Genomic DNA, 14,113 nt, shown 5'->3' with positions numbered 1-14,113 from the left:
CCCACGGTGAACACCACGGGTACCTGGGTAGGGACGCTTCCCGGATCGACGGTGCCGATCACCTTCGCGCTCGGACAAAGCGTCACGGGTCTCGTCAACGGCACGTCGACCAACGTCGGCGGTGTCGGCGTCATCGAGACTGTCATCGGCACGGTGAATGGCGATACGCTCCGTCTATTCATCGGCAATCCCTGCGGCGCGTGCTCGCTGTCGTCGATCTTCACGGGCATCGTGAATTCGACGTCGACGTCGACCACAGGAACGCTCTTCCCGGCCAGCAGCAGCTTCACGGCGGTCAAGCAGTAAGCGCCGTCGCGCTGGCGACGAGGCAAGGCTCCTTGTCGAGAGAAATCGCGAGGCGAAGACATGAGACTTTAGTCCCTTCGCGCTCGGTGCACGTGAACAATGTTTCCGGTGCTGCCCACCACGTGACCGAGTGAGGGACGTATGAGGACAATGAAGTGCGCGAAGCTCGTGCCGACCATGGCTCGCGGCGACGACTCGCCGCACGGCGGGTAGCTCATGCGGACCCGCCAATTCCTGTCCAGCGTCCGGCTCGCGGTTCGCGACGCGTCGGCGCAGCTGCGGCGCGACTTCGTCGCCGCGGTGTTCATCACACTGACGATCGCCATCGGCGTGGCGGCAAGCGCGGCGATCTTCACCGTGACGCGCGGCGTGATTCTCCGGCCCCTTCCCTATCGAGATCCGGAGTCCCTCGTCGTCATTCAGGAGTTCCAGCCGGATCGGCGACTCGATCCGGGTGGTATCGCGTACACCAATCTGCCGCGGTATCAGGCGATGCGAGAGGTCGAATCCGTGACCGCATTCTCGTATTCGGAAGCAGTCCTCAGCGGCGACAACGACGCCGAACGAGTGATCGCCGGCAACGTCGACGACGCGTTGTTCCGCACGCTCGGTGTTCGGCCCGCGCTCGGCCGCGGCATCGAAGCCGGAGATGCCGGGGACACTCCGGCGCACGTCGTCGTCGTGTCGAACGCGCTGTGGAAGCGGCGATATGGCGCCGATCGTTCACTGCTTGGCCGCTCGATCACGATCGACGGCGACGCGTACACGGTCATTGGCATTACCGATGAACAATTTGAATTTCCTCGAAGCCCGGCCATGGATCGCGATGTCGGGCTCTGGGTGCCGCGCCGGCCGCCACCGCCGATGATGATGCGGCGCGGCAGCAGAGATCTCACGGCGGTCGCTCGTTTGGCGCGCGGCGTGTCGCGCCAACAGTTGGAGATTCGGCTCGCGGCACTGGCTGCTTCGGCGCGCCAAGACGATGCGCCGGTAAACGCGGGCTGGAAGATCCGGGCACTCGGACTGCGCGACATGATCGTCGGCCGTGTGAAGCCTGCAATCGTCTTCCTGTCATCGTGCGTCGCGGTTCTGCTGCTCATCGCGTGCGCGAACGCGTCCGCGGCGATGCTGGCGCGCACGACTGTCCGCCGCGCGGCCTACGGCATCCGCCTCGCGCTCGGTGCCTCCGGATCGCAGGTGATGGGCCTCATCGTCGCGGAGTCAGCGCTCCTGGGACTCGCCGCGTTCGTCGTGGCCATTCCATTGGGAACACTGGCGCGGTCGACGCTGCTTGGCGTTGCTCCTGTCGCTCTGCCGCGCCAAAACGGCATCGCGTGGACGGCGACGACGACCGCGTTCGCCGCCGTCGTTGCGTTCGCTGCCGCTTTCGTCTCCGTGTTCGCGTCGACGCTCTGGGTTCGTCGTCTCGATGTCAAGCGGTTCATGAACGAATCACGCACGACGTCGGGTTCGCGGGCGCGCACGCGCGCGTTGGGCGCGTTCATCATCGCACAAACCGCTCTGGCCACGATTCTGTTTGGTGCGACGGCCGCGCTCTACACGCGATATGCGCGGCTCAATTCGGTGAAGCCAGGCTTCGAGACCTCCGGCGTGACCACGGCCACGATACCGATGCGCGGCATGCGTTACCGCACGGCGATGGCTCGTTGGAATCTCACGCATCAGCTTCTCGATCGCGTTCGAGCGCTGCCTGGCGCGCAGTCCGCAGCCGTGGCGAGCCTCATGCCGCTCAGCGGCGGTCTCATGTCGAGCGCCTACAAGCTGCGCGACGCTGGAAGTGCGGCGGATTCATCGTCAACCGCGGCGCTTCGAGCCGTGAGCCCGAACTTTTTTCGAACGCTTGGCATCGCCGTACGGAAGGGCCGAGTGATCGAAGCGACAGACGGGCCGAACGCTCCGCTCGTCGCCATCGTCAATGAAGCGTTCGTGCATCAAGCATTCGGCAGCGCCAGTCCTGTAGGTCGCTCCGTTACGCTGACGCCGCCAGGAGCGGACGAGCCGCAGGAGTTCGCGATCGTGGGCGTCGTCGCAAACGCGAAGGAGAAAGATCTCGGAAGCCCGGATTCACCAATTATCTATCTCTCGGACGCGCAGGCCTCGTTTCCTCATACGGTGATCGCGCTTCGCTCACAGGGGCCGGCTCCGATCGACGGCGTTCGCCGCTCGCTCCGCGAGCTGGATCCGTCCCTTGCGCTGGATGACGCGGCACCACTTCGCGCGAAAGTGCGAGCGACGTATGCATTACAAATCTTTCAACTCAGCGTCCTGTCTGTCTTCGCGTTGAGCGCGATGATTCTGATCGTCGTCGGCATCTACGGCGCGGTGACGTTCGTCGCCGCGGCCGACGCACATGCGAATGCGATCCGTCTCGCGCTCGGCGCGTCTCCTCGGCAGATCGCATCCGCATTGATCGAGCGAATCGGGCGGTGGTCGCTCGCCGGCGGTGTGGCGGGTGTTCTCGTCCTCGCCGCGCTTCACCCGGCGCTCGGCCTCGCGCTCCAACGCGGCGACTTGGTATCGCTCGTCGGCGGAGCGTTCGTTGTCGTGTTCGTGGCGATCGCCGCAACCGCCCGTCCATCCGTTCGCGCCGGGACGGTGAGCGCGCTCGCGGCGCTCAATGCGCAATGAGGACATCGGCGCTGGCACCGATGGTCGTTGGATCATACCGATAAGCGCGTCGTCGAGCAGCTGCGTGTGGATGTGAGCCTGAAGCGATGGCAAGAGCCGCTATACCAGATCGAGCCACGTAGTCGTCCACGTCGGAATGAATGCAGCGAGCACCATGCAGTTACCTCGAGGTGCGTGAGCGTTCTTACAGAAGATTGACTGTTGAAAAATCACCATTATTCATAAACTTGTACTCCCGCGCCCGAACGCCAGCCGCTCGCCGCCATCCGCCGGCGGCGAGCGACACACACGACAATCCCTTCTTGACAATGAGGAGCTGGAAGCGCGCCTTCGTCGCGAGTTTCTCGACGAGACGGGACGACTCGTTCGGACGATCGGACCGACCATGGGACGGACTCAATGCTATCTCGTTCGATTCGCGCTCTTGTGCTTGCCGCTTCGCTTGCCGCGCTCGGTGGCGGAGCGCTGCACGGTCAGGGAAAGGATAACTTCCCACACGTCCTCTCTATAGAAGTCACCGGGCAGCTTGTTCGGGTCTACTGGACGGATTGCGTCGGCGATCCGTGTTACAGCGTCACACCCGCGCATGTGTGGCAGCTCGACCGCCGAACCAGCGTCTGGACGGCCGCACGCGATCGTCGTCAACCGAGCCAATGGCGGCCTCCCGAACGCGGGCAGTCCGTGGCGCTTGCGGGCGCGATGCGCCTGCGACGAACGCACTCGTTTCAGTATGTGATCGATTCCGGCGTCCATGAGCATGTCGCGCTCACCGCCCATCTCTCGCGTGCCGACCGGTGGCGCGTTGCGCGCGAGGAACCCGGCATCTTGAGCTGGTTCAACAACGACGTGCCGCCGTTCGACGGTCCCATCACGACCTACGTCGCGGGCACGGACGCGTTTTGGTTTGGCGCCTTGGGTCAACCCGTCGAGCCGGCGGCCATTCTCCGATTCGATCGAACGACGCACACCGTGAGTGCCATCGCCACCGCGCCGATGGCGCAGACTGCCGCGATCGGCCTCGCGCTCACACGACGGGCGCTCTTCTTCATCGGAGACCGGCGCCTCGAGTGGCTGGCCCCGACAGGCATCGGCTTGTCACGATACGATCTGCACACTCATACCTGGCGCCGGTTTACGTCCAGGAATTCGCCGATTCCAGACGATGATGCCACGGCGATTGCGTCGAGCGGCGACACGGTGTTCGTCGCCACCCACGACGGCATTGCCGTCTACGATGACGCGCGAGATACATGGACCGTTCGCTTCTTCACTGCCCGGGCGACGATCGCCGCAAGGATGGAGGTCATTCCCGGAAGCGGCTCGACCGATGAGCACGGCCGCCGCCAGTACGAGTCATCGCTCCTCGACGAGATCTTGCCGCGGTGGACGCTGCGTCCGCATCGTGCGACCGATACGCTACGCGAGCTCGCGATCGTTGCCGCCGCGGCCGAGCTCTCACCGACGGATAGCACGTCACCCTTCGCCGGCGAAGGAATCCGCGTGGCTCCGATCACCTTCATCGCTGCCATGCGGTCAGTCCCTGTCGCGCACTACGACAGCGCGTACGCGACGCGCGGTTTCGACATTGAGCGAGTGTTGGCCGACAGCGGCATCGTCCGGTTCGCCGCGGCAACCATACGCGTCGATAGCGAGCGCGTGGACGTGAATCAAGACGTCATCGGAGCCGTTGGACGCACGCGCGCGCGCCAGTACTTGACCACGTTGCAAGCTGCGGTGCGGGCAGATTCGAGTCTCTGGTCCCCGAATGTGTCGTATGCACTCGCCGCGTTGGGGGACAGCGCCGGATTCGAACACCTACGAGCGTATGCCGCGACGCCGCTGGACGACAATCAGGCGAACATGCTCTCGCAGGGCTGGCGTGTGCGGAGCATCGAGGCCGCCGAGCGTCTCGTGATGCTTCGGGATACGAGCGTCGTCGGTATTCTCTCGCGGCAAGCATACCGGCAACCAAATGCAACGCTGTATGAGCTTCTGCACGAAGCCGCGCCGCCGGCGGTTTGGCGGGCCACGTTGGCTGATGCCATTCCGGATCCACGAGGCGTTTCGGAAGCCCTTCGCATGCTCGACGCATTGCCGCCCGAGCAACTCGCTCCCGATTCCGCTACTCGACGCGTTGTCACGCGCTTGGCGCGACGCGCGTACGAGCTTCCGCCGAACTTCGACAGCAGCGTCACATACCAATCCGGTTTGTCGCCGGCGCGAGCGACGGACATCATGCTCGCACTCGGCGACGGCAGCTCGATCCCAACGTTGATCTCGGCGCTCGCCGAGGAGCGATGGTACCTCGACGCAACGGTGACGCTCATCGAACTGACGGGCATCGATTCCCTTCCCGTTCCGCCGAAGACAAACGCGGCGCAGCGCACACGCGCGCAACGATTTTGGCGCGAATGGTGGCGAGATAACGAACCCCACTTTCGTCCGGTCGATCGTGATGCCGGCGTGGAGGCACTGCGGCGGTATCGCGATCGATGGATCGGGCGCGCCGAGTGATACCAGGAGAAAACAACCAGAACTCTACTTTCAACATGGCGAAATCACCGATGAGCGCGCGCGTGCCGGCGCCTGCATTCGCGCCATCATGACATCATGAGGACGCTCCCCAGTGTGCTTCGCCGCCTTCGCTTGCGAGTAGCAATTGCGACGGCGACGCTCGTGCTTCCGATGCTGTGGTTGGTCGCGGCGCGCTCGACGACGGTTGGCCCGAGGCCGACGGCGCTGCGTGATTACGCCGTGTGGACACTGCCGGGAGTGTTGGTGGCGAGCGATCTCGCGACGGCGTTGATCCCGCCGGGCGCCGCGCTTCAGTTCGCGCTTGGCATCGCGGTGCCGCTCAACCTTCTGCTGCTGGCGGTCGTCACGCTGATCGCCCTGTTCCCGGCATGGTACGGGGCACCCCTGATTTTTCTACTCGCCGCGCTGCCAGCGTTGCTGCTGACGTTTGTCATCGCGTATGGTGCTCGCGTGTTGGTGTATCGCAGCATGCTCGAGGTGCATCGCGTCCTCGACGAGCCGGGCCGGGCGGGGACCAGAGCGTGGGGGGCGGGACTGCTCGCCGCACCCTTCGTCCTCGCCATCGGCTGTTCGCCGATCGTCGCGAACAGGTACGTGGATTGGCACCCCACCGCTCCGCCTGCTGCTCCGGCGGTACACGTCGCGTGGGCGATTGAAGCATGCGCCCAACGATACGCGGCGGCGCATGCGGGAACATTCCCCCCGACGTTGAACGAGCTCGGACCGTCGGGCACGAGGTGCCTCACGCGATTGCCGATGGAAGGCCGAGTCGACGGCTGGCGCGTGCTGTGGCGCGGGGTCGGCCAGCCTCAGCTCGTTATTCGCGAGCACGTTCATCCCTTCGCCACGTACCGCAGCTATTCCATCGACCAATCCGGAACGTTGCGCGGCAGCGGCTATGCATCGCGTGACGCCGGTGCACACGATCCGGCGATCGCCAGCCCGCCGCGCCGGCTTCAGCAGATTCGCGAATGCATGCAACGACTGTTGCGAAGCGGACGACGCTTGCCGACGTCACTCTATGGAATGTACCTGTTGCGCGCGAACTGCCCGATTCTGGACGGCGCCGTCTGGAACGTCGGTGGTGACTCGAACGTCGCCGAAACGCGCGTCCGGTTCGTCGACACGCCACAATCAGAATTCTATGAAGTCTATCGCTATGCGTATCGGCCGTGGCTCAACTCGGACGGCGGAGTGGACAGCGCCGTCGTCACGGCGCGTCCCTCGAGCTACGGAACCACTGGACTTCGAAGCTATTCGCTCACGCCCGACGGTAGCGTGCGTGCGACGCCCGAAGACCGTGCCGCCAACGAACACGACCCGGCCGTTCCGCTCTGCGCCAGCTCAGCAGCCTATGCGTGCGCGGAGAGCCCCGTTCCAACGAACCAGGGGATTTCGACGCTGGCGGCGGCGTTCGTTCGGGTGCAGCCCACCTGGAAGGTGACGCTGGCCGCCGTCGCACGGTCTAACGCGTCAGCTGCTGCGCCTACGTTGCTCGTCACCCGAGACGATGTCGTCGTCGTCACGGGAAGAATGGGAACGTTCGCGTACGATGCCACCGGCGTGAAGCAGTGGGAACGCCCTGACATCGAACCTCGCGTAGCCGGCGCGACGGCCGCAGCTGACGGCGTCGTAATCATCGACTCCGCCGCCACGCTGCACGCGCTCGATACCAGCGGTCGCGAACGCTGGCGTGCCCCGGTTGGAATTTCACAATGGCTACCGCCCGTGGTATTGCACGGTATGACGTATGTCGGTGGCGGCCGCGCATTGACGGCATTCACGCCTCGCGGGGACCGTGCCTTTACGGCAACCGTCGACGGCTTCATCGAAGACGCGGCCGGAGCGGCCGACGGCGGCATCTATCTATTCGTCGACGGGCCCCCGCGCCTCGAGCACTTCACGAAAGCGGGCGTGCGCGATGCTACGGTGGCAGCGGATTCCCTCACGCACTGCTCGGCCGGTGAGCGTGGCCCATCGTTGACTGCCTGCTCACGCTCCGCACCAACTTTTCACGCGCGCCTGGATCGGGGCGGCGCGAGTCGATTCCTGCACAGTCGATTGCCGATGGGGCAGGCCCCACTACCGCTGCATTTCCTCCGTGCATCGCAGATCAACGCCAAGGGCACAGCTTTCGTGGTCGATTACGAGCAGCTCCGCGCTATCGCGCCGGATTCCTCACAACGATGGGACATCGCGCGAGCCACTGAGGTGCCATCGGACGAGGTCAGCGGAGCAGTCGTTACGCCGGCGGGTGACGTGGCGTTTGTCGTGTCGCGGTTGACGAATCTCACCACGCTCGAGTGGTCGTTGGACGCCTACGACGACGAGGGGGCCCCGCGCTGGACAGCGATCCTGCCGGGCCGGCCGATGTATTCACGCCCAGCCCTTGGACGCCGTGGAATGTTGTACATCGTCAGCTCCGATTGGGTGCTCATCGCGTTTCAGTCACCGCGGTAATGCTCATTCATACGATGCTCCGGGTGACGCAAGGCGAGTGCGCGGCCGCGTGTGATGTCCCCGCCGGAAGTCTCAATACGACCAGCTGATGTCATCTGCATCGAGAGCAAGACAGGACTCTGCGTCGCTCGAAGCTGTAATGATCGTCCTCCTCGCAACCGTGATCGGTTTAGGCGGATACGCCCTATGGCTCTCGAGCCTCATGGGCGAACACTGGTGGTCGACCTACATCTGGCGCACGTACGTCGCTCTCGCGGCCGCACTGGCGGTATCGGATCTGGCGCTCGTGACGGCAAATGGCAAGCGTGCGCGCGCACTCGTCCGCGGCCTCTCATTCGGTGCAAGCATTGTATTGCTCGTGGCGCTCCCGGTGCTGGTCGCCATCCCATTCCTACCGACCATTCTTCGGAGTCCGGCACACGCGGCTGAAGCGTGCTTCGAGCTCTTTCGAGTACTCCAACAACCGCACTTCCTGCTGTGCATCACCGTTTCTCGGGGATGGTTGATTCGCGCGCTCCTGCGAGACGAAACGACGGCAGAGGATGACGGGTCATGGTACCGCGGCGTTGGTCTTTCGCCGGCGGTGCTGTTCGTGGGCCTGTCGCCGGCCTTTGGCAGCATCTACGTCAACTGGCATCCGAGCCCTGCGCCCGCCGCCGCCGCCATTCGCTCCGCGCGCGTGGTGATGAGCTGTGCTGAGGTATACGCCGCCCGCCACGCCGGCCATTATCCCCACGAGCTTGGAGATCTCGCCAGAGGTGACAGTGCGTGCGTGACGCCTGGCCTCGCGGGCGCCGACAGCGCTGGCTTTGCGCTCGGCTTTCACGGCGGCGTGCAACCGCGCCTGCTCATTCGTGACAGAACGGCTCCCCTTCGGACATATCGTAGCTACTTCTCCGATGTCTCCGGGGTGTTGTTTACCGCGAGCTACGCCCACCGTGACGCGCGCCCATCCGACTACGCCATTGGCCCCGCGAACAACCTTCGCGTGCTCCGCGGTTGCCTCGAGCGCGCGAGTACACTCGAGCCGCGCCACGTTCCGGCGTCGTTGTGGGACCTGAGTCCCAACCGATCAGCGTGCTCCGAGCTCCAATTTGCGAAATGGCTCGGCGACGGGGATACGACGATCGCCGAGTTGCTGATCTCCATGAATGATCGCGGTTCGAGCATCGATGAGACGTACCGTTTTGAATCTCATGCGTGGCTCGATGGAAGGGGGCACGTCGACAGCATAGACGTGTCCGCGCGGCCGGCGGACTACGGGCGCAGCGGGATCGCGAGTTACTTGCTCACCTGGAGTGGTGAGATCCATGCCACGTCGCACGATCGTCCAGCCACTCGCTCCGACCCTCTCGTCCACGCCTGCGATGTCACGTCAGGTGTGCCGTGCGCGCCGGGAGTTTCGGTGACGGTCGACTACCGTCCTGCGGCACAACTCGCGCGTCCGGCGGTCGCGACTCTTGTGAAGTCGGATCCGTCGTGGCAAGCGCGGCTGGTCGCGCCGCGCGCGGAACGCGTACTCATATCGTATCCGCTCCCGCCACTCGTGACTGTGGACCATTCAGTCGTCGTAACGACGACCGTTGGTACCTTCGCGTATGACGTGCACGGCCGCCGGCTATGGGCGCGCCCCGACCTCATTACGGTAAACGCCGGCGCGTCACGAGGGCCCGGAAAAACAATCCTCATCGTCGACTCGTCGGGCGTGCTGCACGCGCTCGCACCAGGCGGCGTAGACACGTGGCGTGTGACGTTGGGCCGCCAGCCTCGATTCCCACCACTATGGTCCGGGAAGATGATTTTCGTCGTGTCGGACACCGTCGTGACCGCGGTCTCCGCGCGTGGAGAAATCCGCTGGACGCATCCGTTCAGGGACTACGCGTTCGGCGTCGCGGCAGCCGATGACGGCGGCATGTACCTGCATCGCGCCGATCAACTGGAACATCTGTCGGTCAACGGGATGAGAGATGCCTCCGCACCTATCAACTCTCTCCGCCCGTGCGCGAGCGATTCCGCCAGGAGACAGGGACCGGTGCTCTCCGCATGCGGAGATAGCGGATTCCGCGCCGTCCTGTGGCCGTCCGGCGACCGCCGACTCATGCGCTTCCCCGAGGAGTCTGGGCCACAGCGCGAACGTGAAGTCCTCGTCTCGACGTCAGCCATTCGCGATGACGGAACGGTGCTCGACGATCGGGATCACGAACCAGTTCGGGTGATCGCGCCCGATATGTCGATCCGATGGCGCGTTCCGGGCAATCCGGCGGAAGTCTACGTCAATCCGGTCGCCGTTCGATCATATGTCGCCTGTTTGGTGTCCGACGGGCGCGTTGCCTGGATAGATGAGAACGGCGGTGAATTCGCGACAACCGATCTGGGAAAGACTGGCGATCGTTTCTCAAAGCTCGCAGCCGACGCCGACGGCAGCGTTTACGTGCTGGCCGACAACGGGACCTTGTTCGCGCTGCATGCACCGGAGAAGCCGAGCCCAAGACGTTGATGACCCCTTATCGCACGGCCACGACCAGCCCGCGCATTGCGGAGCCGATGGTAACCGCATACCCTTCCCCGAATCACCTACGGTGAAGAGGATGGCTGAACAACTGCCGCTGATGAAGGGCACCGTCGACATGCTGGTGCTCAAGGCATTGAGCTGGGGGCCGATGCACGGCTTTGGCATCGCGACTTGGCTCGAGCAACGGTCGAGCGGAGCCCTTGGGCTCGATGACAGCGCCATGTACCAGGTGCTCCACCGCCTCGAGGGACGCGGCTTCGTCGAAGCCGAATGGGCGGTCACGGACAACAATAGAAACGCCCGCTATTACAAGCTGACGCCCGAAGGCCGGGCCTATCTGCGTGAGACGACGGCCAATTGGCTGCAATACAGCGCGTCCGTCACTTCGATCGTCACGTCGCGATCCAAGGCAGTGTGAGGAGAGTCGGTCGGAATGCTTCCGCGCTCGCGCCGCCGCGTGTTCCGCATCCCTCCCGATCGCGCTGCCGAAATCGACCGTGAGCTTCAGGACGAGCTGACCGCCCACCTCGATCTGTGCATCGCGAAGTTCGAGTCAGACGGGTTACCCCGCGATGAGGCGGAACGGCGCGCTCGCGCACGGTTTGAACCCAATGAAGACATCCTCAGCCGGCTGCAACCGTCGGCGCGCCGGCGCGAACGGCAAGTGCGGCGCCGTGACTGGCTCGGCGGTCTCTCCCAGGACATTCGATTTGCGCTGCGCCGGCTACGTTCGGACGCACGGCTGACGAGCGTCGTCATCTGCATGCTCGCGCTCGCGATTGGCGCGAATGCCGGCACGCTGCAAATTGCCGAACGGTTGCTCCTCGACGCGCCATCCAGCCCACCGGCGGCGGAGTACGTCGCCCGGCTGCTCGTCGGCACAACGATCGGACCCGCCAGCCACAGCTCGCCGTTCCTATCGCTAGCGGGCTATCGTGCGCTGCGATCGGCTCAGGCAGTCGCGATGGCTGGCGCGTATACGCCGGCACGAGAACGCACATACGTGCTCGACGGAAAGAGCGGTACGCTGCGATACGCGGGCGCCACTAGCTCGTTGTTCGATCTTCTCGGCGCGCAAGCCATGCGCGGGCGGCTGCTTACACCGGCTGACGATTCCACGTCGGCCACCGTACATGCCGCGATCGTCAGCGCCGCATTTTGGCGTGCGCACGACGTCGCGATCGGAAGCCGTGTACGCATCGGCCAGGATGAATTCACGATCGCCGGCGTTGCCCCGCCGAATTTCGTCGGTGCGGAAGTCACCCGAGTTGACGTGTGGATCCCTCTCGAGAACGCCCTCCAGCTGGAGTTCACGCGTACGGATTACGAGCTTCCGGATTTCGTCAGCGTGCGCGCCCTCGTGCGCCTGCGAAGCACCATTCCGCGGCACACAGCCGAACGCGAGCTCACGGCGGCATATCGCGCGGCGCTCGGCGCGAGCCAAACGCGAGTCACGCTCGCGTCCATCGTTCCGCAACAGGACGATGACTACCGTGCGGTGGCCAACACCTCGTTGTTGGTCTGGATCGTTTCGGCCATGGTGTTGCTCATCGCGTGCGGAAACGTGGCGGCATTGCTTTCGGCGCGCGAGGCGAGCGCTCGCTCCGACGTCGCCGTCCGGCTCGCGCTCGGTATTACGCGCCGCCGTCTGTTGCAGCAGAGAGCAGCCGAGAGCGCATGTCTGCTCATACCGGTACTCGGTGCGGCATTCGCGGTCGCGCGCCTGACCGAATGGTTGATCTACCATTTCCTTCTACCGCAAATCGCCGAGTCGTTCGCCCCGTCACGAAGCGTCCTGATCGCCATCGCTCTAATGGCGATCATCGCGGCCGCCGCGACGACCGTCCCGCCGATCGCCATCGCGCTTTCGACATCCGTGCGCGACATGGCCCGAGACAATACGCCCGCAATGCATTCGCCGGGTCGCAGACGAAGCTTCTTCGTCGTACTCCAATTGGGCTTTGCGCTCGTACTCGCGATCGCCGCCACGCTTTTTGTTCGCAGCGTGCGCGCGGTTGAGCGCGTGGTGCTCGGATTCGACGCCGACCGTCTGGTCGCTGCGCAGGCTGACCTGCCCGACTCCATGGCAGCGTCGCAAATCATCGGCTACTGGTCGGACGCCGCCCGTCGCGTAGGCCGAATACCAGTTGTTCGGGCAGTCAGCATTGCGACGTCACTACCCTACGGCGATTCCCAAGGCGGCACCTTTCACGTCGACCATGCCGCAGGGTCCAAGACGGCTGTCGGTTTCGGAGCACCAATGACCGGCGTCGATACGGCGTACCTCACGACGATCGGCGCGCGGCTCGCCGCCGGACGCTTTTTCACGGCCGCCGATACGATCGGAGGCCGCGGCGTCGCGATCGTGAACGAGCAACTCGCGACGAGCGTCTGGGGGAAGTCCAGCCCCCTTGGGGCGGTGTTGCAACTTCCCGATGGCGCCGGGCCGGTGGAAATCGTGGGCGTGATCTCCGACATCAAAGATGGGCCGATGTCGGGCGCAGGCATTCCGCGCGTTTACATGCCGCTGCGGCAATGGCACTGGGCGATCGGTGTGCGTGGCGTCGAGCAGATCGCGCTATTGGCTCGCGTCGATGGCAGTGTGCGGCTCGCGTCGGATTCGATCGGCGCGGTTCTGCGTCATGGCGCCCCCGCTACTGGCGTTCCGTTCGTGCGCCCCGTCAGTACGCTGCGCGACCGCAGGCGGGAGGAATGGGCACTCGGCGCACGCCTGTTGGTGCCGTTGGCATTGCTCGCGCTAACGATCGCGCTCGTCGGCATCTACGCCGTCGTCGAGTACTCTGTCGTGCAGCGTCGTTTCGAGTGGTCGATTCGTGCCGCCATGGGCGCGTCACCCAACGAGATCATGACACTGATCCTGCGGCAGGGAGGTTCGCTGGCGTTCGGGGCGATCCTGTTCGGGCTCTCGTTGGCGTTCGTACTGACGCCGCGCCTCGCGCCGCTGCTCTTTCGCGTTGGGCCGCACGACGTGCCGGCGTACGCGTTGGCGATTGGATTGACGGGTGTCGCCGCGTTCGCGGCGATCATCGTTCCCGCTCGCCACGCGGCCGGGGCCGAGCCCGCGGCCGCGTTACGTGCGCCGTGAGCCGTTCCGTTTCCTGCCGGAGCATTGACTTCGGGGGATAGGTTCACGGCGAAAGCACCATAAACCTCCGCTGGGAACGGTTGCCTGGTTGCGTGCCCATGGTACACCGTAGAATATTACCCGTAGTTCACACGGGTACCGTCTGGTCTAGTCTGTGATTTGCTCGCACGATTCCGCCGCGCCACAGGACGACGCCCTCGCGCGCATGGACGTGGGCGCCGAGCCGGCGCTCGCCGTCCGTCTGTTGGCGAAGCGTTGGACGATCGCGATCGTTGACGCGCTTCGACATGAGGACGCCCGCTTTGGCGAGCTCCAGCGCGCGTTGCCCGGCGTCAAGCACAAAGTTCTCACCCAACACCTTCGCCTGCTCGAAGCACACGGCGTCGTCGCGCGCGTCGCCGCGACCGAGGACCATGTCCGATACCATCTGACCTCGCGCGGCGCGGCACTCAGTCCGATCATTGCGGCCCTGCGCCAATGGGATGAGGGCTCCGCGGCTGACGCGGCGGCATACCCAGGAGCGGAGTAAAGGAGACAATACCCAT

The 14,113-nt window shown here is 64.7% G+C and carries 8 protein-coding genes; all 8 read left to right on the top strand.

Going from position 1 to position 14,113, the window contains the following annotated elements:
* The coding region (locus tag VN706_04980) for a hypothetical protein (protein HXT14959.1) at positions 1-306 on the top strand (306 nt) is incomplete at its 5' end.
* A 216-nt stretch (positions 307-522) separates the two neighbouring features.
* Positions 523-2,955 carry an ABC transporter permease gene (locus tag VN706_04975; protein ID HXT14958.1) on the top strand — a complete coding sequence of 811 codons (2,433 nt, stop codon included), beginning with the start codon at positions 523-525 and terminating at the stop codon, positions 2,953-2,955.
* Positions 2,956-3,654: 699 nt separating this feature from the next.
* Positions 3,655-5,469, top strand: coding sequence for a hypothetical protein (locus VN706_04970; GenBank protein HXT14957.1), 1,815 nt, complete (start codon positions 3,655-3,657; stop codon positions 5,467-5,469).
* Between the two features lie 96 nt (positions 5,470-5,565).
* Positions 5,566-7,950, top strand: a complete 2,385-nt coding sequence (locus VN706_04965) for a PQQ-binding-like beta-propeller repeat protein (protein ID HXT14956.1) — start codon at positions 5,566-5,568, stop codon at positions 7,948-7,950.
* A 139-nt stretch (positions 7,951-8,089) separates the two neighbouring features.
* A complete protein-coding gene (locus tag VN706_04960) occupies positions 8,090-10,447 on the top strand; it encodes a PQQ-binding-like beta-propeller repeat protein (GenBank protein ID HXT14955.1) in 2,358 nt (785 codons plus the stop codon).
* 91 nt (positions 10,448-10,538) lie between these two features.
* The gene (locus VN706_04955; GenBank protein ID HXT14954.1) at positions 10,539-10,880 is read left to right on the top strand and encodes a PadR family transcriptional regulator; all 342 of its coding nucleotides are present in this window, start codon (positions 10,539-10,541) and stop codon (positions 10,878-10,880) included.
* Between the two features lie 15 nt (positions 10,881-10,895).
* On the top strand, positions 10,896-13,568 hold the full coding sequence (locus VN706_04950; protein HXT14953.1) for an ABC transporter permease: 2,673 nt from the start codon (positions 10,896-10,898) through the stop codon (positions 13,566-13,568).
* Between the two features lie 154 nt (positions 13,569-13,722).
* On the top strand, positions 13,723-14,097 hold the full coding sequence (locus tag VN706_04945) for a winged helix-turn-helix transcriptional regulator (protein ID HXT14952.1): 375 nt from the start codon (positions 13,723-13,725) through the stop codon (positions 14,095-14,097).
* Positions 14,098-14,113 lie beyond the last annotated feature (16 nt).

Source organism: Gemmatimonadaceae bacterium (assembly GCA_035606695.1).
GTDB lineage: Bacteria > Gemmatimonadota > Gemmatimonadetes > Gemmatimonadales > Gemmatimonadaceae > JAQBQB01.
This window is presented reverse-complemented; position numbering and strand designations above follow the sequence as displayed.